Raw genomic sequence first — 19,974 nt, 5'->3', positions numbered from 1 at the left:
CCCTCTGCTAACCTTTCTGTATAAGGGGAAATTATTACTTTTTCGCCATCCGTTGCGTGTTGACGTCAAAATTTTGCTGGCGTAACATGCGCGCACGATTACGCTAAGAGGACATTCGCCTTGGACACACCCAGTAGATACTGGCTCATTATCCTGTCATCCAGGATCAACTCCTAAGGCTATCCCTTTTTGCTGATAGCCTTCGCGGTTGTCAGCGACCTTCTGTTTTTTCCCGTCGCGCTGAGTCAGGCTGTTTAATGGTCTGAAACCCAATTTGTTTCTGTGTGCCCTCCGAACTGTCCGATAATTTTTTGCATTGGGAGTCCCGGTCATGCTGAGCGCATTTCAACTGGAAAACAATCGTTTAACTCGCCTTGAGGCAGACGAGATCGAGCACCTGGCCAGTTCGGTTTGGGTCGATTTAGTCGAGCCGGATGACGAAGAACGAAACCGTGTGCAAAAGGACTTGGGCCAGAATCTGGCCACGCGCCCTGAACTGGAAGACATCGAAGCATCCGCACGTTTTTTTGAAGACGAGGATGGACTGCACATTCACTCCTTCTTCTTCTATGAAGACGCCGACGATCACGCGGGTAACTCAACCGTCGCATTTACCATTCGCGAAGGCCGCCTGTTTACCCTGCGCGAACGCGAACTGCCGGCGTTTCGTCTGTATCGCATGCGTGCGCGTAACCAGGCGATGGTGGATGGTAACGCCTACGAGCTGCTACTCGATCTGTTCGAAACCAAAATTGAACAGTTGGCGGATGAGATTGAAAACATCTATAGCGACCTGGAAAAACTCAGCCGTGTGATCATGGAAGGGCGTCAGGGCGATGAGTATGACGAAGCGCTTTCCACGCTGGCGGAACAGGAAGATATCGGCTGGAAGGTACGCCTGTGTCTGATGGATACCCAGCGCGCACTGAACTTTCTGGTGCGTAAAGCGCGTCTGCCGGGTGGTCAACTGGAGCAGGCGCGTGAGATCCTGCGCGATATCGAGTCTCTGCTGCCGCATAACGAATCGCTGTTCCAGAAGGTTAACTTCCTGATGCAGGCGGCGATGGGCTTTATCAATATTGAGCAGAACCGCATCATCAAGATCTTCTCGGTGGTCTCGGTGGTATTTCTGCCGCCGACGCTGGTGGCTTCCAGCTACGGCATGAACTTTGAATTCATGCCGGAACTGCACTGGAGCTTCGGTTATCCTGGCGCGATTGTCTTCATGATGCTCGCAGGTCTGGCGCCGTATCTGTACTTTAAACGTAAGAACTGGCTTTAATGGCGGTGTCTTATCAGGCCTACAGATCCCGTAGGCCTGATAAGCGTAGCGCCATCAGGCAAAAAGCCTTCACATCCCCATACGCGTTCTGCGTTGCGTATAAATCGCATCCATCACGAAAATCGCCAGCGCCACCCAGATAAAGGCGAACGTCACCATTTTATCCGCTCCCGGCACTTCACTGTAAAAGGTGATCGCCAGCAGGAACATCAATGTGGGTCCGATATATTGGAAGAAACCCAGTGTGGAAAGACGCAGACGTGTCGCTGCGCCGGTAAAGCACAGCAACGGAATGGTGGTCACGATACCGGCGGCAATCAGTAGCAGATTGAGTGACATCGGGTTTTGCCCCATATGGCTGGTTGGGCTATCCGCAATGCCAAACAGGTAGATAGCGGCAACGGGTAAGAGCCACAGGGTTTCAATCAACATGCCGGTTTGCGCTTCAACGGCAATCTTCTTACGCACCAGACCATAAAAAGCAAAGCTGAACGCCAGTCCCAGCGCGATTATCGGCAATGAGCCGAAGGTCCACAGCTGTACCAGTACGCCGCAGGCGGCTAACAGTACCGCCAACCACTGCATGCGACGAAAGCGCTCGCCGAGGAAAAGCATCCCCAGCACGATATTCACCAGCGGGTTAATAAAATAGCCGAGACTGGCTTCCAGCATATGGTGATTATTGACCGCCCAAATGAACAGCAGCCAGTTTCCGCCGATGAGCACCGCAGAGAGCGCCAGCAGGAAGATCTTCTTTGGCGTTTGTAGCAGCGTTTTAACACCCGACCACTGGCGGCTGATGCTCATCAGCACCACCATAAAGAAAAATGACCAGATGACGCGGTGCGTCAGGATCTCATCCGCCGGGACATAGTAAATCAGCTTGAAGTAGGCGGGAGCGATACCCCAAATAAAATAGGCAGCCAGAGCGAGTAACACGCCCTGCCGCGTTTGTTTAGCATCCATCGGGAAAACTCATTGCAGAAATGTAACAGCAGTTTACCTTTTTTTAAGCGCTTACCCCACCATATAAGTGGCGGTTGCGCTGGCGATATAGAGCTGTTCTTCGTTATGCAGTTCCACGCGCGCAACGGCTACTTTATTACCCGCCCGCAGCAGGCTGCTGGTAGCGGTAAAGCGATTCCCTCTCCCCGGGCGCAGGTAATCAACGCGTAAATCGATGGTGCCCATACGTGACATGCGCTGACGCAGTTCGTCCTCACTGATCGTTTCGTGACGGGTCAACGTGCTGCCTACACACACCAGTCCGGCGGCGACGTCGAGTGCTGAGGCGATCACTCCGCCATGCAGAATGCTTTGCGCCCAGTTACCGACCATCATCGGTTGATTATTAAACGCTAATTGCGCAAATTCTTTTTCATAGCGTTCCAGTTCCAGCCCCAGCGCACGGTTAAACGGCATATGATAAACAAACATTTCACCCACTAACTTCAGGGCTTCTTCAGCGGTCAGTACAGCAGACATACGATCTTAATACCTTATTGGTTAATGAAATGTTGATATTATGCTTATTATTTGTTGTTTTCTACTTTAGGACGGGATAACTAACGAGGAACGAGCTAAGTATGTAGAATGCTTGTCAGAAAATTATACAATTCATCAATATTTTGGTTCAGGAGAACATTACCGATGCGGGCGATTCTGGGATGGTTACTACCAGCAGTCATGCTGCCGTTGACCGCGTATGCGCAGGAAGCGACAGTAAAAGAGATTCATGATGCACCAGCAGTTCGGGGCAGTATCATCGCTAATATGCTGCAAGAGCATGACAACCCTTTCACGCTTTACCCTTATGACACCAACTACCTTATCTACACCAATACCAGCGACATGAACAAAGAGGCGATCAGCAGCTATAGCTGGTCGGACAATGCGCGCAAAGATGAGGTGAAGTTTCAGCTAAGCCTGGCGTTTCCCCTTTGGCGAGGAATATTGGGTCCGAACTCGGTTCTTGGCGGTTCCTATACGCAGAAATCCTGGTGGCAGCTTTCGAACAGTGAAGAATCTTCACCGTTTCGCGAAACCAACTACGAGCCGCAGTTGTTCCTTGGTTTCGCCACCGACTATCGCTTTGCCGGGTGGACGCTACGTGATGTCGAAATGGGTTATAACCATGATTCCAACGGGCGCTCCGACCCCACTTCACGTAGCTGGAACCGCCTGTATACCCGCCTGATGGCAGAAAACGGCAACTGGCTGGTGGAAGTAAAGCCGTGGTACGTCATTGGCAGTACCGATGATAACCCCGACATCACCAAATACATGGGCTATTATCAGCTGAAAATGGGGTATCACCTGGGCGACGCCGTTATCAGCGTGAAAGGTCAGTACAACTGGAATACCGGCTACGGCGGCGCAGAGTTAGGGGCAAGCTATCCTATTACGAAGCATGTTCGTCTCTACACCCAGGTCTACAGTGGTTACGGAGAATCGCTGATTGACTACAACTTCAATCAGACCCGTGTTGGCGTGGGTGTAATGCTTAACGATATCTTCTGACAGATATTGAGAGTATTTTAATCATTGCAGTTTCTTTCTCAGGCGCTGAAAATAGCGCCTGTTTTTATTTAAGGTTAATGGGGTTAATGTGGCGCAGGCGGAAGTGTTGAATCTGGAAATGGGCGCTAAACAGGTTTTGCAGGAAACCTTTGGCTACCAACAGTTTCGCCCAGGCCAGGAAGAAATTATCGACACCGTGCTCTCTGGTCGCGACTGCCTGGTCGTTATGCCCACCGGTGGCGGCAAATCCCTGTGCTATCAAATTCCCGCATTATTACTCAACGGACTCACCGTTGTTGTTTCGCCGCTGATTTCCCTGATGAAAGACCAGGTCGATCAACTGCTGGCCAACGGCGTGGCGGCGGCGTGCCTGAACTCCACCCAAAGTCGTGAGCAGCAGCTTGAGGTGATGGCCGGCTGCCGCAGCGGGCAGGTTCGCTTGCTGTATATTGCCCCTGAGCGCCTGATGCTGGATAACTTCCTTGAGCATCTTGGGCACTGGAATCCGGTGCTGCTGGCAGTGGATGAAGCGCACTGTATTTCGCAGTGGGGGCATGACTTCCGCCCTGAATACGCTGCGCTGGGCCAGCTGCGTCAGCGTTTCCCAACGCTGCCGTTTGTGGCGTTAACCGCGACCGCGGATGAAACCACCCGGCTGGATATCGTGCGCCTGCTGGGCCTCAACGATCCGTTAATTCAGATCAGCAGCTTTGATCGGCCGAATATTCGCTACATGCTGATGGAGAAGTTTAAGCCGCTCGATCAACTGATGCGCTATGTGCAAGAACAACGCGGTAAATCCGGCATAATTTACTGTAACAGCCGCGCCAAAGTCGAAGACACCGCTGCGCGCCTGCAAAGCCGCGGCATCAGCGCCGGGGCTTATCATGCCGGGCTGGAAAACAGCGTGCGCGCCGAGGTGCAGGAAAAATTCCAGCGCGATGACCTGCAAATTGTGGTGGCGACCGTAGCGTTCGGCATGGGGATCAACAAACCTAACGTGCGCTTCGTGGTGCATTTTGATATCCCGCGCAACATTGAGTCCTATTATCAGGAAACCGGTCGTGCCGGGCGTGATGGCCTGCCGGCGGAAGCGATGCTGTTTTACGATCCGGCTGATATGGCGTGGCTCCGCCGTTGCCTCGAAGAGAAACCTGCCGGACAACTGCTGGATATCGAACGCCATAAGCTCAATGCGATGGGGGCGTTTGCCGAGGCGCAAACCTGTCGTCGTCTGGTTCTGCTGAATTATTTTGGCGAGGGGCGTCAGGAGCCGTGTGGTAACTGCGATATCTGTCTCGATCCGCCAAAACAGTACGACGGCTTAAACGATGCGCAGATTGCGCTTTCCACGATTGGCCGGGTCAATCAGCGCTTTGGTATGGGATATGTGGTGGAGGTTCTGCGCGGAGCGAATAATCAGCGTATCCGCGAGTTGGGCCACGATAAACTCAAGGTTTATGGCATGGGGCGCGATAAAAGCCATGAACACTGGGTGAGCGTAATTCGCCAGCTTATCCATCTTGGGCTGGTGACGCAAAATATCGCGCAGCATTCCGCACTGCAGATGACCGATGCCGCGCGTCCGGTTCTGCGCGGCGAAGTCCCGTTGCAGCTTGCGGTACCGCGAATCGTGGCGCTGAAACCGCGCGCTATGCAGAAATCCTTCGGCGGCAATTACGATCGCAAACTGTTTGCCAAATTGCGTAAGCTGCGTAAAGCCATTGCCGATGAAGAGAATATCCCGCCGTATGTGGTGTTCAACGACGCCACGTTGATTGAAATGGCCGAGCAGATGCCGGTTTCGCCGAGCGAAATGCTGAGCGTCAACGGCGTGGGAATGCGTAAACTTGAACGTTTTGGCAAAGAGTTTATGGCACTTATTCGCGCCCACGTCGATGGTGACGACGAAGAGTAGTCAGCCAGGCAAAAAAGTGCCAGGATGGTGACTCACTGAACTATTTCCCCGCGAGTCATTTTTATGTTAACGCTATTTTTTACCGTTGCGTTGGTGCATATCGTTGCGCTGATGAGTCCCGGTCCCGATTTCTTCTTTGTTTCTCAAACGGCCGTTAGCCGTTCGCGCAAAGAAGCCATGATGGGCGTGCTGGGTATTACCTGTGGCGTCATGGTCTGGGCTGGCGTGGCGCTGCTTGGCCTGCATCTGATTATCGAAAAAATGGCCTGGCTGCACACCATTATCATGGTGGGCGGCGGCCTGTATCTGTGCTGGATGGGTTACCAGATGCTGCGCGGCGCGTTTAAAAAACAGGACGTAGCGGCCCCTGCCCCACAGGTTGAACTGGCGCAGAGCGGACGCAGCTTTTTAAAAGGTCTGTTGACCAACCTCGCCAACCCGAAAGCGATTATCTATTTTGGCTCCGTGTTCTCATTGTTTGTTGGCGATAGTGTAGGAACGGGCGCGCGTTGGGGCATTTTCGCGCTGATCATCGTGGAAACGCTGGCGTGGTTTACCGTGGTTGCCAGCCTGTTTGCATTACCGAAAATGCGTCGCGGCTATCAGCGTCTGGCGAAGTGGATCGATGGCTTTGCCGGCGCGCTGTTCGCGGGTTTCGGTATCCATCTGATCATTTCGCGCTAAGCTTCCTTCATGCCGGATAAGCGCTAACGCCATCCGGCACCGTTATCAGGCATGCCTTGCCGACGCAAGCAGGGCGCCTATCAGCATAAACAGTGAACCAAACACTTTGTTCAGCGCTTTCATTTGCTTTGGCCCTTTAATCCAGCCAGCAATGCGCGTAGCCAGCGTCGCGTAACCGATCATCACAATAATATCGACCACAATGGTCGTGATGCCAAGCACCACATACTGCATCAACTGCGGTTCCTGCGGCAGGATAAACTGCGGGAACAGGGCGGCAAGAAAAACAATGCTTTTGGGGTTGGTCAGATTAACAAAGACCGCGCGTTTGAACAGGCGGCTGCGCGATTGCGTATTCGCCATGGTGTTCAGATCGATAGCGCCCGCCGCCCGCCATTGCTGAATTCCTAGCCAAATCAGGTAAGCCGCGCCCGCCCACTTCAGCACTTCAAACGCGATCGCTGAACGTGAAAATAGCGTTCCCAGCCCTACGCCAACCAAAACGATATGAATGCCCAGTCCGGTCTGTAGACCCGCAATCGATGCGCTGGCACCGCGATAACCGTGGCTGATGGCGGTGGTCATGGTGTTGATTGCGCCAGAGCCTGGAGACAAGCTCAAAATAATAGAGGTCAGCAGGTAGGCGAACCACCATTCAAAGGTCATGAGAAACTCCCGGATTGTCTATTTTTATGCCACAATACGCTACTGTCGGTACGTTGTATCAGACATGGCAAAAAAAACGATTTTACTTGGTCAACGAGGCTGGATACCCGATGTTTCAGCAGCAAAAAGACTGGGAAACAAGAGAAAACGCGTTTGCTGCTTTTTCCATGGGACCATTGACAGATTTCTGGCGTCAGCGGGAAGAAGCGGAGTTTACGGGCGTAGATAATGTCCCCGTACATTTTGTGCGCTTTCACGCAGAGAAAAACGATCGCGTCATCGTCGTCTGTCCTGGACGCATTGAAAGCTATGTAAAATACGCTGAACTGGCGTACGACCTGTTTCATTCTGGTTTTGACGTTCTCATTATCGATCACCGTGGCCAGGGGCGTTCCGGCCGTATGCTTTCGGATCCGCATCGCGGTCATGTGGATAACTTTAATGACTATGTCGACGATTTAACCGCTTTCTGGCAGCAGGAAGTGTCACCCGGTCCGTGGAGAAAACGCTATATACTGGCGCATTCTATGGGCGGGGCGATTGCCACGTTGTTCCTGCAGCGTCACCCGAATCAGTGTGATGCCATTGCGCTTTGCGCGCCGATGTTTGGTATTGTGATGCGCTTTCCCGACTGGATGGTGCGTCAAATTCTGGACTGGGCTGAAGGGCATCCACGGATCCGCGAGGGTTATGCCATGGGGACCGGGCGCTGGCGGGCGCTGCCATTCGGGATGAATGCGGTAACCCACAGTCGACAGCGCTATCGGCGCAATCTGCGTTTCTATGCCGATGAACCTCGGCTGCGCGTGGGCGGTCCCACTTACCACTGGGTACGTGAAGGCATTCTGGCGGGTGAACAGGTCCTGGCCGGGGCGGGAGATGACGCGACGCCAACATTGCTTATCCAGGCCGAAGAAGAGCGTTTGGTTGATAACCGTATGCACGATCGCTTTTGTGAACTCCGCGCTGCAGCGGGCCATCCAGTAGAGGGAGGTCAGCCGCTTGTCATCAAAGGCGCGTACCATGAGATCCTTTTTGAAAAGGACGCAATGCGCTCAGTCGCGCTTAACGCTATTGTCGAATTTTTCGACAAGCATAACTTATCCAGCGGAAACCGCTTTGCCTAGAGGTTTAATTTTCTTATGTATCAGGTTGTTGCGTCTGATTTAGACGGTACGCTGCTTTCCCCCGACCATACGTTGTCCCCTTATGCTAAAGAGACACTGAAATTATTGACCGCACGTGGCGTTAACTTCGTGTTTGCGACTGGCCGTCATCATGTTGATGTGGGGCAAATTCGCGATAACCTTGGCATTAAAACCTACATGATCACATCCAACGGCGCGCGCGTGCACGATTCTGCCGGGAATCTGGTGTTTACCCATAACCTGGATCGCGACATTGCCAGCGACCTGTTCGGCGTGGTAAATGCAAATCCGGACATCGTAACCAACGTTTATCGTGATGATGAATGGTTTATGAATCGCCATCGCCCGGACGAAATGCGCTTCTTTAAAGAAGCGGTATTTAACTATTCTCTGTTTGAACCTGCGCTACTGGAGCCTGAAGGCGTCAGCAAAGTGTTTTTTACCACCGATTCTCATGAAAGGCTGCTGCCGCTGGAGCAGGCGATTAACGCCCGCTGGGGCGATCGCGTCAACGTCAGCTTCTCTACGCTTACCTGTCTGGAAGTTATGGCTGGCGGCGTGTCGAAAGGTCATGCGCTGGAAGCGGTGGCGAAAGCGATGGGCTACAGCCTGCAGGACTGCATCGCTTTCGGCGATGGCATGAACGATGCGGAAATGCTCTCCATGGCTGGTAAAGGCTGCATCATGGGCAACGCGCACCAACGCCTGAAAGATCTTCATCCGGAACTGGACGTGATTGGACTCAACGCCGATGATGCCGTGCCGCACTATCTGCGTAAGCTCTTTTTGCAGTAACGTCATCGTTCGTTAGTTGACCAGTTGTCAACTAAAAACTTCGCTACAATGGGTGTACCTTTTGTTAAGAGACATCCATTGTGGCGTTACTCATCATTACCACAATTCTGTGGGCCTTTTCCTTTAGCCTGTTTGGCGAGTACCTTGCCGGTCATGTCGATAGCTATTTTGCGGTGCTGGTGCGTGTTGGGCTGGCGGCGCTGGTGTTCCTGCCATTTTTACGCACCCGTGGGCACCGCGTAAAAACGATCGCGCTGTATATGCTGGTAGGGGCCATGCAGCTTGGCATTATGTATATGCTGAGTTTTCACGCCTACCTGTACCTGACGGTTTCAGAACTGCTGCTCTTTACCGTACTGACGCCGCTCTACATTACGCTGATTTATGATCTCATGAGCGGACGTCGTCTGCGCTGGAGCTACGCCTTCAGTGCGTTGCTGGCGGTGATCGGTGCGGGGATCATTCGTTACGACCAGGTGACCAGCCACTTCTGGACCGGCCTGCTGCTGGTACAGTTGTCCAATATCAGCTTTGCCATTGGCATGGTGGGCTACAAGCGTCTGATGGAAACACGGCCAATGCCGCAGCACAACGCCTTCGCCTGGTTTTACATGGGGGCATTTATGGTGGCGATAGTGGCCTGGTCCATGCTGGGTAACGCGCAGAAAATGCCTGCAACTACGCTACAGTGGGGCATCCTGGTGTTTCTTGGCGTGGCGGCGTCCGGCATCGGTTACTTTATGTGGAACTATGGCGCGACGCAGGTGGATGCGGGTACGCTGGGCATCATGAACAATATGCATGTGCCGGCCGGGCTGCTGGTTAACCTGGCTATCTGGCATCAACAGCCTCACTGGCCGAGCTTCATCATTGGTGCGGCTGTGATAGTGGCCTCACTGTGGGTACATCGAAAGTGGGTCGTTCCGCACTCCGCACAAACGGCAGGTGATCGCAGGCGTGATTCCGCGCTGAGCGAATAAACGCTTCCGTGACCGGCTGTCGCTGTTCGCCATCGCGCACGGCGGCGTACAGTCGGCTCCACAATCCATCACCCAGGGTTTTGGTTACCACCAGACCCTGGCGCTCAAAACTCTCCACCACCCAGTGTGGTAAAGCCGCGATACCCATTTTGGCTGCAACCATCTGAATCAGCAGCAGGGTGTTATCCACGCTCTTCAGCGACGGGCTAACGCCCGCAGGCTGCAGGAAATGCCGCCAGACATCCAGCCGACTCCGTTGTACCGGATAAATAAGCAGCGTCTCGCTGGCTAAATCCTCCGGGGTGATTTGCGTTTTGCTGGCCAGCGGATGGTCCGGCGCCAGGACCAGGCGTACTTCAAAATCAAACATCGGCGAGTAGTGCAATCCGCTGCGCGGCAGAATGTCGGAGGTCAACACCAGATCCAATTCATCCTGCTGTAGCGCAGGTTGCGGATCGAACGTCACGCCGGATTTAAAGTCCATTTCCACCTGCGGCCAGTTGGCACGAAAATTCTCCAGCGCGGGCGTCAGCCATTGGATACAGCTGTGGCATTCAATCGCGATGCGTAGCCGGGTTTGCTGCGGTTCGTTGCAGGCCTGCAGCGCGCGACCGATTTGCGGCAACACCTGGTTTGCCAACTGCAGCAAAATTTCGCCCTGCGGCGTAAAGCGCAGAGGCTGACTTTTACGGATAAAAAGACGAAAGCCGAGGCGTTGCTCCAGATCGCTGAACTGGTGAGAAAGGGCGGATTGGGTCTGATGCAACGTCGCCGCTGCGGCTGCCAGCGAACCACTATTCCGCAACGCCTGGAGCGTTTTCAGGTGTTTAATTTCGATCATGAAAGTCCTTCACTTCGGCATGAACAAATTGCGCTTGAGGAATATACAGTAACCGCCAATTATGGATGTGTAAACATCTGGATGGCTAAAATCCTTCGTCTTTTAAATTTATGGTGCGTTGGCTTCGTTTCCCCACCCCAGTCACTTACTTCAGTAAGCTCCTGGGGATGAGCAAACTTACCGCCTTCCCTAAATTCAAAATCCATAGGATTTACATATAATTAGAGGAAGAAAAATGACAATATTGAATCACACCCTCGGTTTCCCTCGCGTTGGCCTGCGTCGCGAGCTGAAAAAAGCGCAAGAAAGCTACTGGGCGGGAAATTCTTCCCGTGAGGAATTGCTGGCCGTTGGCCGCGAGCTGCGCGCCCGCCACTGGGATCAGCAGAAGCAGGCGGGCATTGACCTGCTGCCGGTGGGCGATTTTGCCTGGTACGATCACGTGCTAACCACCAGCCTGCTGCTCGGTAACGTTCCGGCGCGTCATCAAAATAAAGACGGCTCGGTTGATATCGATACCTTATTCCGCATTGGTCGTGGTCGCGCCCCGACGGGTGAGCCAGCGGCGGCGGCAGAAATGACCAAATGGTTTAACACCAACTATCACTACATGGTGCCGGAGTTCACCAAAGGTCAGCAGTTCAAACTGACCTGGACCCAACTGCTGGATGAAGTGGACGAAGCGCTGGCGCTCGGCCACAAGGTGAAGCCTGTACTGCTTGGGCCGGTAACTTACCTGTGGCTGGGGAAAGTGAAGGGCGAACAGTTTGACCGCCTGACCCTGCTCAACGACATTCTGCCGGTTTATCAGCAGGTGCTGGCCGAGCTGGCGAAACGCGGTATTGAGTGGGTACAGATTGATGAACCCGCGCTGGTACTGGAGCTGCCGCAGGTTTGGCTGAACGCCTTCAAACCCGCGTATGACGCGCTGGCAGGGCAGGTAAAATTACTGCTAACCACTTATTTTGAAGGCGTAACGCCGAACCTGGATACCATTATCGCGCTGCCGGTGCAGGGTCTGCACGTTGATTTCGTTCATGGCAAAGATGACGTTGCCGGGCTGCACCAACGCCTGCCTGCCGACTGGCTGCTGTCAGCCGGTTTGGTAAACGGTCGTAACGTCTGGCGCGCCGATCTCAGCGAAAAATATGCACAAATTAAAGACATCGTCGGGAAACGTGCTCTGTGGGTGGCTTCTTCCTGCTCTCTGCTGCACAGCCCAATCGATCTCAGTGTGGAAACCCGCCTTGATGCCGAAGTGAAGAGCTGGTTTGCCTTCGCGCTGCAAAAGTGCGGCGAGCTGGCGCTGCTGCGCGATGCTCTGAACAGCGGCGATACGGCGGCAATTGTGGAATGGAGCGCACCGATCCAGGCGCGTCGTCACTCTACCCGCGTACACAACGCCGCAGTGGAAAAACGTCTGGCGGCGATCACCGCGCAAGACAGCCAGCGCGCCAACGCTTACCCGGTTCGCGCCGAGGCGCAGCGTGCCCGCTTTAATCTACCGGCATGGCCGACCACTACGATCGGTTCATTCCCGCAAACCACCGAAATTCGCGGTCTGCGGCTGGATTTCAAAAAGGGCAACCTGGATGCTGGTCACTACCGTACCGGTATCGCCGAACATATAAAACAGGCGATCGTTGAACAGGAACGTCTGGGCCTCGATGTGCTGGTGCACGGTGAAGCCGAGCGTAATGACATGGTGGAATACTTTGGCGAGCATCTGGATGGTTTTGTCTTTACCCAGAACGGTTGGGTGCAGAGCTATGGTTCTCGCTGCGTGAAGCCGCCGGTGGTAATTGGCGACGTCAGCCGCCCGGAAGCGATCACCGTGGAGTGGGCGAAGTACGCGCAGTCGCTTACCGACAAGCCGGTAAAAGGTATGTTGACCGGTCCTGTGACCATTCTTTGCTGGTCATTCCCGCGTGAAGACGTGACGCGTGAAACCATCGCCAAGCAGATTGCGCTGGCGCTGCGTGATGAAGTGGCGGATCTGGAAGCGGCGGGTATCGGTATTATTCAGATTGATGAACCGGCGCTGCGCGAAGGTCTGCCGTTGCGTCGCAGCGACTGGGCCGAGTATCTGGCGTGGGGGGTAGAAGCCTTCCGCATTAACGCGGCGGTGGCGAAGGATGAAACTCAGATCCACACCCACATGTGTTACTGCGAGTTCAACGACATCATGGATTCCATTGCGGCGCTGGACGCGGATGTGATCACCATTGAGACCTCACGCTCCGACATGGAGTTGCTGGAATCGTTTGAAGAGTTCGACTACCCCAACGAAATTGGGCCGGGTGTCTACGATATTCACTCGCCGAACGTCCCGAGCGTGGAGTGGATTGAGGCCCTGCTGAAGAAGGCGGAGCAGCGTATTCCGGCGGAGCGGCTGTGGGTGAACCCGGACTGCGGCCTGAAAACCCGAGGCTGGCCGGAAACCCGTGCCGCACTGGCGAATATGGTGAAGGCCGCGCAGAACTTGCGTCAGGCTTAAAAACAAAACGGAGGCTAACGCCTCCGTTTTGATGATCGGTTTGCCTGGCGATACTTATTTCTTCTCGCCGTATTGCGCGAACCACTCCAGCATTCTCTGCCAGCCATCTTTGGCGGACTCTTCGTGGTAGCTCGGGCGGTAATCGGCATTAAATGCATGCCCGGCATCGGGATAAACCACAATTTCCGCTTTTGCATTAGCGGCGCGTAGCGCCTGACGCATAGTTTCGACGGTAACCTGAGGAATACTGGTGTCCTGACCACCATAAAGCCCCAGAACAGGAGCGTTAAGATCGGTGGCGATATCAACGGGATGTTTCGGCGAGTTGAGGGTCTTATCGCCTACCAGTTTGCCATACCACGCTACCGCTGCTTTTAACTGCGGATTGTGCGCTGCATACAGCCAGGTGATGCGTCCACCCCAGCAAAAACCTGTGATCATTAATCGATGCGCGTCACCGCCGTTGCGGGAGGCCCAACTGGCGACGTGGTCCAGATCGGCTAGTACCTGAGCGTCAGGCACTTTGGCGACAAGGCCGCTGAGCAGCGTGGGGATATCGGCAAAGTCATTGGGATCGCCTTCGCGGAAATAGAGCTCTGGCGCGATAGCCAGATACCCTTCCAGGGCCAGACGGCGGCAAACGTCACGAATGTGTTCATGAATGCCAAAAATCTCCTGCACGACAATGACCACGGGCAGGGGGCCATCGGTCTGTTTTGGTCGTGCGTGATACGCTGGCATATCATCGCCTTGTGAAGGTATGGACGTTACACCGGCGATAATTGCGTTATCCGGTGTGTGAACCGTAGTAGACGTCGGTGGAGATACAGCAGGTGCAAAGCCAGATTGTCGTGTGGTCATGGTATTCTCCGTACCCTTAAATATTCAGCCAAAAAGCGCATTATTAACTATAGACATATGCAACGAACCACATTGCCTTAAACGGTCTATCTTTTGTGCAAGGCGTCCTTACATCACGTCATTTATGTGATGCGTATCACTATTTCATGGTAATCGAATGCAATTGATTTACATCATGGTGATGTCTGTCACGAAAATTTGTTTATACCTTCGGTAAAGTGTGTTTTTGCTTCTTCTGACAAAACCGATTCACAGAGGAGTTTTTATGTCTAAGTCTGATGTTTTTCATCTCGGCCTCACTAAGAACGATTTACAAGGGGCCCAGCTCGCTATCGTCCCTGGCGACCCGGAGCGTGTGGAAAAGATCGCCGCGCTGATGGATAAGCCGGTTAAGCTGGCATCCCATCGCGAGTTCACGACCTGGCGTGCTGAGCTGGATGGTAAAGCCGTGATCGTTTGCTCTACCGGTATCGGCGGCCCGTCCACCTCTATTGCCGTAGAAGAACTGGCGCAACTGGGCATTCGTACCTTCCTGCGTATCGGTACGACTGGCGCAATTCAGCCGCACATCAATGTTGGCGACGTGCTGGTCACCACTGCGTCTGTCCGTCTGGATGGTGCAAGCCTGCACTTCGCGCCAATGGAATTCCCGGCCGTTGCTGACTTCGAGTGCACCACTGCGCTGGTGGAAGCGGCGAAATCTATCGGTGCGACTACCCACGTGGGCGTCACCGCGTCATCTGACACCTTCTATCCGGGCCAGGAGCGTTATGACACCTTCTCTGGTCGCGTAGTGAGCCGTTTCAAAGGCTCGATGGAAGAGTGGCAGTCCATGGGGGTCATGAACTACGAAATGGAATCCGCAACGTTGCTGACCATGTGTGCCAGCCAGGGCCTGCGTGCCGGTATGGTTGCTGGTGTTATCGTGAACCGTACTCAGCAAGAGATCCCCAATGCGGAAACGATGAAACAAACGGAAAGCCACGCGGTGAAAATCGTGGTGGAAGCTGCCCGCCGTTTACTGTAATTCTCACTTCTGTTCAAAAAGGCCGACGTGTTCGGCCTTTTTATTTTGCGTAGTGCCTCGCAGGAAATTCCTTTTAAACTGGACGTTTATACAGCACAATTCTATTTTGTGCGGGTAAGCCGTTGCTGTAAGGGGGCGTTGTGGATATTTCAATTATGATGAGTGCTGTGTTGGCGTTAGCCGCAGGGCTGCTGGTGGGGTGGCTGGCGACAAAAGCGCGGGCCGATCAGATCCGTGCCGACCTCATCGAAGAGCGACGTGAACTGGATATTGCGTTAAGCGCTGCCCGGCAACAACTCGCACAGGAAGCCCACTGGCGCGACGAGTGCGAGCTACTCAATAACGAATTACGCAGCCTGCACAGCATCAACACCTCTCTGGAAGCCGATCTCCGTGAAGTCACTACCCGGCTGGAAGCGACGCAGCAGCATGCGGAAGATAAAATCCGCCAGATGATCAACAGCGAACAGCGCCTGAGTGAACAGTTTGAAAACCTGGCGAACCGCATTTTTGAGCACAGCAACCGCCGCGTCGATGAGCAAAACCGCCAAAGCCTGAACAGCCTGCTGGCGCCGCTTCGTGAACAGCTGGACGGTTTTCGTCGTCAGGTTCAGGATAGCTTCGGCAAAGAAGCGCAGGAACGTCATACTCTGGCGCATGAAATTCGTAATCTTCAGCAACTGAACGCGCAGATGGCGCAGGAAGCGGTAAACCTGACGCGGGCCTTAAAAGGCGATAACAAAACGCAGGGCAACTGGGGGGAGGTGGTACTCACGCGGGTGCTTGAAGCCTCTGGTCTGCGTGAAGGTTATGAATACGAAACTCAGGTTAGCATTGAAAATGATGCCCGTTCGCGTATGCAGCCCGATGTCATTGTCCGGCTACCCCAGGGGAAAGATGTGGTGATCGACGCAAAAATGACGTTGGTTGCCTATGAGCGCTATTTTAACGCGGAAGATGAATATACCCGCGAGAGCGCGTTGCAGGAGCACATCGCCTCAGTGCGAAACCATATTCGTCTGCTGGGCCGAAAAGATTATCAACAGCTTCCCGGGCTGCGTTCGCTTGACTACGTGCTGATGTTTATTCCCGTCGAACCTGCTTTTTTGCTGGCGCTGGACAGGCAACCTGAACTGATAACCGAGGCGCTTAAAAATAACATTATGCTGGTCAGCCCCACCACGTTGTTAGTGGCATTGCGCACGATCGCCAACCTGTGGCGCTACGAGCATCAGAGCCGTAATGCGCAACAAATTGCCGATCGGGCCAGTAAACTTTATGACAAGATGCGCTTGTTTGTGGATGATATGTCGGCGATTGGCCAAAGTCTGGATAAAGCCCAGGACAACTACCGACAAGCGATGAAAAAACTCTCTTCAGGCCGTGGAAACGTCCTGTCACAGGCAGAGGCGTTTCGCAGTTTAGGTGTGGAAATTAAGCGCGAGATAAATCCTGAGCTGGCTGAACAAGCCACTACGCAGGATGAAGAGTACCGCTTGCGCTCGGTCCCTGAGACGCAACAGGATGCGCCTTACCCTGATGACGAAGCGGTAAATCAGCAATCAAACTAGTCCGTTTGGGGTAGTTGAACGGGGTAGAAGGGTAGGGCAAATTGGCCCAATCTGTTACACTTCTTGAACATTTTTTGAATGAGCAGGCACTGAGATGGTGGATAATTCACAAGAAACGACGCACTTTGGCTTTCAGACCGTCGCTAAAGAGCAGAAAGCTGACATGGTGGCCCACGTTTTTCATTCTGTGGCCTCGAAATATGACGTTATGAATGACTTAATGTCATTTGGCATTCATCGTTTGTGGAAGCGCTTCACCATTGATTGCAGTGGCGTGCGTCGCGGTCAAACCGTTCTGGATTTGGCGGGCGGTACGGGCGACCTGACGGCGAAATTCTCTCGCATGGTGGGTGAAACCGGTAAAGTCGTACTGGCGGATATCAATGACTCAATGCTCAAAATGGGTCGCGAAAAGCTGCGTAATATCGGCGTAGTGGGTAACGTTGAGTACGTTCAGGCGAACGCGGAAGCACTGCCTTTCCCTGACAACACGTTTGACTGCATTACCATTTCTTTCGGTCTGCGCAACGTAACGGATAAAGACAAAGCTTTGCGATCCATGTATCGCGTGTTGAAGCCGGGCGGACGTTTACTGGTGCTGGAGTTCTCCAAGCCGATTATCGAACCGCTGAGCAAGGCCTACGATGCTTATTCTTTCCATGTTCTGCCGCGCATCGGTTCCATGGTCGCAAGCGATGCGGACAGTTACCGCTATTTGGCGGAGTCTATTCGCATGCATCCCGATCAGGACACGCTAAAAGCAATGATGCAAGATGCCGGGTTCGAAAGCGTTGATTACTACAACCTGACGGCTGGTGTCGTTGCGCTGCATCGTGGTTACAAGTTCTGACAGGAGATTGGGGATGCCTTTAAAACCCTTAGTGACCGCAGGCGTTGAAAATCTGCTCAATACCTTTCTGTATCGTTCTCCTGCGCTGAAATCAGCCCGAACGCGTTTACAGAGCAAGGTGCTGCGTGTTGATCTTAAAGGATTTTCAACACCCTTAGTCCTGGTGTTTAGTGAGCGCCAGGTCGATGTGCTGGGGGCATGGGAAGGCGAAGCCGATTGCACAGTAATCACACATGCCAGCGTGTTGCCGAAATTACGCGACCGCCAGCAACTTACCACGCTTATTCGCAGCGGTGAGCTGGAGGTTCAGGGTGATATCCAGGTGGTGCAGAACTTTGTGGCGCTGGCCGATCTGGCTGAGTTTGATCCCGCAGAGCTGTTAGCGCCCTATACCGGCGATATCGTCGCGGAGGGGGTCAGCAAAGTCTTGCGTGGCGGCGCGAAGTTCTTGCGCCATAACATTCAGCGCCAGCAGCGCTATGTAGCCGAAGCGATCACCGAAGAGTGGCGTATGGCTCCCGGCTCGCTCGAGGTTGCATGGTTTGCAGAAGAAACGGCAGCCGTTGAACGTGCGGTCGAATCTCTGGCCAAACGGCTGGAAAAACTGGAGGCCAAATGACGCCAGGTGAAGTACGGCGCCTTTATTTCATCATTCGCACTTTTTTAAGCTACGGTCTTGATGAACTCATCCCTAAAATGCGTATCACGCTGCCGCTTCGGTTGTGGCGTTACTCGCTGTTCTGGATGCCCAACCAACATAAAGACAAACCGCTGGGAGAAAGGCTGAGACTGGCTTTACAGGAGCTCGGCCCGGTGTGGATCAAATTTGGGCAAATGCTCTCTACCCGTCGTGACCTTTTCCCACCGCACATCGCCGATCAGCTTGCGCTATTGCAGGATCGCGTTGCCCCATTCGATGGGCAGCGAGCGAAAGAACAAATCGAAGAAGCCATGGGCGGGCTGCCCGTCGAGGAGTGGTTTGATGATTTTGAGATCACGCCGCTGGCATCCGCGTCTATTGCTCAGGTCCATACCGCACGACTGAAGTCCAATGGTAAAGAGGTGGTAATCAAAGTTATCCGCCCGGACATACTGCCGGTCATTAAAGCGGATTTAAAACTGATTTACCGCCTTGCGCGCTGGGTTCCTCGTCTGCTGCCGGATGGCCGTCGTCTACGGCCAACAGAAGTGGTCCGCGAGTATGAAAAAACGTTGATTGATGAGCTGAACCTGTTGCGCGAATCGGCGAACGCAATTCAGCTGCGACGTAATTTTGAAGATAGCCCGATGCTATACATCCCGGAAGTGTATTCCGACTATTGCAGTCAGAACATGATGGTGATGGAGCGCATATATGGTATTCCCGTATCGGATGTCGCAACGCTTGAGAAGAATGGCACCAACATGAAGTTGTTGGCTGAACGCGGCGTGCAGGTCTTCTTTACTCAGGTATTTCGCGACAGTTTTTTCCATGCGGACATGCATCCTGGGAATATTTTCGTGAGTTATGAGCACCCTGAAAACCCGAAATACATTGGTATTGATTGCGGGATTGTGGGTTCTTTAAATAAAGAAGATAAGCGCTATCTTGCTGAAAACTTTATTGCGTTCTTTAACCGAGACTACCGCAAAGTTGCCGAACTGCACGTGGATTCAGGTTGGGTTCCGCCTGATACCAACGTTGAAGAGTTTGAATTTGCAATCCGTACCGTGTGCGAGCCGATATTCGAAAAACCGCTGGCGGAGATTTCCTTTGGCCACGTGCTGTTGAATCTGTTTAACACCGCGCGTCGATTCAATATGGAAGTCCAGCCTCAGTTGGTTTTGCTCCAGAAGACGCTGCTGTACGTTGAAGGTGTCGGACGACAACTCTATCCGCAGTTAGATTTGTGGAAAACGGCCAAGCCGTTTCTCGAATCCTGGATTAAAGATCAGGTCGGTATTCCTGCGCTCGTCAGGGCATTTAAAGAAAAAGCTCCGTTCTGGGTCGAAAAAATGCCAGAAATACCTGAACTGGTGTATGACAGTTTGCGCCAGGGCAAATATTTACAGCACAGTGTTGATAAGATTGCCCGCGAGCTTCACGCGAATCATGTGCGTCAGGGACAATCCCGTTATTTATTGGGCATTGGCGCAACATTGTTGCTAAGTGGAACATTCCTGCTGGTAAGCCGCCCTGAGTGGGGGCTTATGCCGGGCTGGTTAATGGCGGGAGGCGTCATAGCCTGGATAATCGGCTGGCGCAAAATGCGCTGAATTTTTCATCGCCCAAGGCAGGCCGTGTAACGTATACTACGGCCTTATTAATTCATCATCTATGACAGAGGAACATGT

The 19,974-nt window shown here is 53.3% G+C and carries 19 protein-coding genes; 14 read left to right on the top strand and 5 right to left on the bottom strand.

The annotated features are described in order from the left end of the window. Window positions 1–120 precede the first annotated feature (120 nt). Both ysgD and corA read left to right on the top strand, forming a co-directional pair. Window positions 121–177, top strand: a complete 57-nt coding sequence (ysgD, locus tag JSN25_RS21975) for a YsgD/CorL family protein (RefSeq protein ID WP_212723238.1) — start codon at window positions 121–123, stop codon at window positions 175–177. A gap of 154 nt (window positions 178–331) precedes the next feature. Further along, complete coding sequence (gene corA, locus JSN25_RS03320; RefSeq protein ID WP_038634499.1) at window positions 332–1,282, top strand: magnesium/cobalt transporter CorA; 951 nt, start codon at window positions 332–334, stop codon at window positions 1,280–1,282. 69 nt (window positions 1,283–1,351) lie between these two features. Here the strand turns inward: corA and rarD are convergent, their stop codons facing one another. Continuing rightward, the gene (rarD, locus tag JSN25_RS03315; RefSeq protein WP_204525439.1) at window positions 1,352–2,248 is read right to left on the bottom strand and encodes an EamA family transporter RarD; all 897 of its coding nucleotides are present in this window, start codon (window positions 2,246–2,248) and stop codon (window positions 1,352–1,354) included. 51 nt (window positions 2,249–2,299) lie between these two features. Beyond that, window positions 2,300–2,767, bottom strand: a complete 468-nt coding sequence (yigI, locus tag JSN25_RS03310) for an acyl-CoA thioesterase YigI (protein WP_003017917.1) — start codon at window positions 2,765–2,767, stop codon at window positions 2,300–2,302. A gap of 165 nt (window positions 2,768–2,932) precedes the next feature. Between yigI and pldA the strand changes: the two genes are divergently transcribed. From pldA to rhtC, 3 genes are all read left to right on the top strand, one after another. Continuing rightward, complete coding sequence (pldA, locus tag JSN25_RS03305) at window positions 2,933–3,802, top strand: phospholipase A (RefSeq protein WP_038634493.1); 870 nt, start codon at window positions 2,933–2,935, stop codon at window positions 3,800–3,802. A gap of 88 nt (window positions 3,803–3,890) precedes the next feature. Continuing rightward, the gene (gene recQ / locus JSN25_RS03300; RefSeq protein ID WP_038634489.1) at window positions 3,891–5,720 is read left to right on the top strand and encodes an ATP-dependent DNA helicase RecQ; all 1,830 of its coding nucleotides are present in this window, start codon (window positions 3,891–3,893) and stop codon (window positions 5,718–5,720) included. Between the two features lie 63 nt (window positions 5,721–5,783). Then, entirely contained in the window at window positions 5,784–6,404 is a 621-nt protein-coding gene (gene rhtC / locus JSN25_RS03295; protein ID WP_038634488.1) for a threonine export protein RhtC, read from the top strand. Between the two features lie 45 nt (window positions 6,405–6,449). Here rhtC and rhtB read toward each other — a convergent pair whose 3' ends face one another. Then, window positions 6,450–7,070: a homoserine/homoserine lactone efflux protein gene (gene rhtB / locus JSN25_RS03290; RefSeq protein ID WP_061381045.1), complete on the bottom strand. Its 621-nt coding sequence runs from the start codon at window positions 7,068–7,070 to the stop codon at window positions 6,450–6,452. A 110-nt stretch (window positions 7,071–7,180) separates the two neighbouring features. Here rhtB and pldB point away from each other — a divergent pair, with 110 nt between their 5' ends. The 3 genes from pldB to JSN25_RS03275 all read left to right on the top strand — a co-directional run bounded on the left by pldB (window position 7,181) and on the right by JSN25_RS03275 (window position 9,993). Continuing rightward, entirely contained in the window at window positions 7,181–8,197 is a 1,017-nt protein-coding gene (gene pldB, locus JSN25_RS03285; RefSeq protein WP_174331077.1) for a lysophospholipase L2, read from the top strand. A 15-nt stretch (window positions 8,198–8,212) separates the two neighbouring features. Further along, window positions 8,213–9,013 carry a sugar/pyridoxal phosphate phosphatase YigL gene (gene yigL, locus JSN25_RS03280; RefSeq protein WP_038634479.1) on the top strand — a complete coding sequence of 267 codons (801 nt, stop codon included), beginning with the start codon at window positions 8,213–8,215 and terminating at the stop codon, window positions 9,011–9,013. A gap of 80 nt (window positions 9,014–9,093) precedes the next feature. Further along, window positions 9,094–9,993, top strand: coding sequence for a carboxylate/amino acid/amine transporter (locus JSN25_RS03275; RefSeq protein WP_204525438.1), 900 nt, complete (start codon window positions 9,094–9,096; stop codon window positions 9,991–9,993). On the opposite strand, the gene metR is transcribed toward JSN25_RS03275, so the two are convergent. Beyond that, on the bottom strand, window positions 9,881–10,834 hold the full coding sequence (metR, locus tag JSN25_RS03270) for an HTH-type transcriptional regulator MetR (protein ID WP_038634477.1): 954 nt from the start codon (window positions 10,832–10,834) through the stop codon (window positions 9,881–9,883). The genes JSN25_RS03275 and metR overlap by 113 nt on opposite strands. A gap of 235 nt (window positions 10,835–11,069) precedes the next feature. Here metR and metE point away from each other — a divergent pair, with 235 nt between their 5' ends. Continuing rightward, window positions 11,070–13,331, top strand: coding sequence for a 5-methyltetrahydropteroyltriglutamate--homocysteine S-methyltransferase (gene metE, locus JSN25_RS03265; protein WP_193157154.1), 2,262 nt, complete (start codon window positions 11,070–11,072; stop codon window positions 13,329–13,331). Window positions 13,332–13,385: 54 nt separating this feature from the next. On the opposite strand, the gene JSN25_RS03260 is transcribed toward metE, so the two are convergent. After that, complete coding sequence (locus tag JSN25_RS03260; protein WP_038634473.1) at window positions 13,386–14,192, bottom strand: dienelactone hydrolase family protein; 807 nt, start codon at window positions 14,190–14,192, stop codon at window positions 13,386–13,388. A 265-nt stretch (window positions 14,193–14,457) separates the two neighbouring features. On the opposite strand from JSN25_RS03260, the gene udp reads away from it, so the two are divergent. From udp to ubiB, 5 genes are all read left to right on the top strand, one after another. Next, window positions 14,458–15,219: a uridine phosphorylase gene (gene udp, locus JSN25_RS03255; protein WP_006686084.1), complete on the top strand. Its 762-nt coding sequence runs from the start codon at window positions 14,458–14,460 to the stop codon at window positions 15,217–15,219. Window positions 15,220–15,359: 140 nt separating this feature from the next. Continuing rightward, complete coding sequence (rmuC, locus tag JSN25_RS03250) at window positions 15,360–16,790, top strand: DNA recombination protein RmuC (protein ID WP_087856731.1); 1,431 nt, start codon at window positions 15,360–15,362, stop codon at window positions 16,788–16,790. 94 nt (window positions 16,791–16,884) lie between these two features. Further along, a complete protein-coding gene (ubiE, locus tag JSN25_RS03245; protein WP_003017897.1) occupies window positions 16,885–17,640 on the top strand; it encodes a bifunctional demethylmenaquinone methyltransferase/2-methoxy-6-polyprenyl-1,4-benzoquinol methylase UbiE in 756 nt (251 codons plus the stop codon). A 13-nt stretch (window positions 17,641–17,653) separates the two neighbouring features. After that, window positions 17,654–18,259, top strand: coding sequence for a ubiquinone biosynthesis protein UbiJ (ubiJ, locus tag JSN25_RS03240; RefSeq protein WP_038634468.1), 606 nt, complete (start codon window positions 17,654–17,656; stop codon window positions 18,257–18,259). Further along, the gene (gene ubiB / locus JSN25_RS03235) at window positions 18,256–19,896 is read left to right on the top strand and encodes a ubiquinone biosynthesis regulatory protein kinase UbiB (RefSeq protein ID WP_069325080.1); all 1,641 of its coding nucleotides are present in this window, start codon (window positions 18,256–18,258) and stop codon (window positions 19,894–19,896) included. The genes ubiJ and ubiB overlap by 4 nt, the downstream gene beginning before the upstream one ends. Window positions 19,897–19,974 lie beyond the last annotated feature (78 nt).

The organism is Citrobacter cronae, assembly GCF_016893685.1.
GTDB lineage: Bacteria > Pseudomonadota > Gammaproteobacteria > Enterobacterales > Enterobacteriaceae > Citrobacter > Citrobacter werkmanii.
The sequence above is the reverse complement of the archived record's forward strand: the minus strand, read 5'-3'. Positions and strand labels throughout refer to the sequence as shown.

Coding starts and splice junctions, on each gene's coding strand:
- corA (WP_038634499.1), top strand. CDS start 332: ATGCTGAGCGCATTTCAACTGGAAAACAATCGTTTAACTCGCCTTGAG.
- rarD (WP_204525439.1), bottom strand. CDS start 2,248: ATGGATGCTAAACAAACGCGGCAGGGCGTGTTACTCGCTCTGGCTGCC.
- yigI (WP_003017917.1), bottom strand. CDS start 2,767: ATGTCTGCTGTACTGACCGCTGAAGAAGCCCTGAAGTTAGTGGGTGAA.
- pldA (WP_038634493.1), top strand. CDS start 2,933: ATGCGGGCGATTCTGGGATGGTTACTACCAGCAGTCATGCTGCCGTTG.
- rhtC (WP_038634488.1), top strand. CDS start 5,784: ATGTTAACGCTATTTTTTACCGTTGCGTTGGTGCATATCGTTGCGCTG.
- rhtB (WP_061381045.1), bottom strand. CDS start 7,070: ATGACCTTTGAATGGTGGTTCGCCTACCTGCTGACCTCTATTATTTTG.
- pldB (WP_174331077.1), top strand. CDS start 7,181: ATGTTTCAGCAGCAAAAAGACTGGGAAACAAGAGAAAACGCGTTTGCT.
- yigL (WP_038634479.1), top strand. CDS start 8,213: ATGTATCAGGTTGTTGCGTCTGATTTAGACGGTACGCTGCTTTCCCCC.
- metR (WP_038634477.1), bottom strand. CDS start 10,834: ATGATCGAAATTAAACACCTGAAAACGCTCCAGGCGTTGCGGAATAGT.
- metE (WP_193157154.1), top strand. CDS start 11,070: ATGACAATATTGAATCACACCCTCGGTTTCCCTCGCGTTGGCCTGCGT.
- JSN25_RS03260 (WP_038634473.1), bottom strand. CDS start 14,192: ATGACCACACGACAATCTGGCTTTGCACCTGCTGTATCTCCACCGACG.
- udp (WP_006686084.1), top strand. CDS start 14,458: ATGTCTAAGTCTGATGTTTTTCATCTCGGCCTCACTAAGAACGATTTA.
- ubiE (WP_003017897.1), top strand. CDS start 16,885: ATGGTGGATAATTCACAAGAAACGACGCACTTTGGCTTTCAGACCGTC.
- ubiJ (WP_038634468.1), top strand. CDS start 17,654: ATGCCTTTAAAACCCTTAGTGACCGCAGGCGTTGAAAATCTGCTCAAT.
- ubiB (WP_069325080.1), top strand. CDS start 18,256: ATGACGCCAGGTGAAGTACGGCGCCTTTATTTCATCATTCGCACTTTT.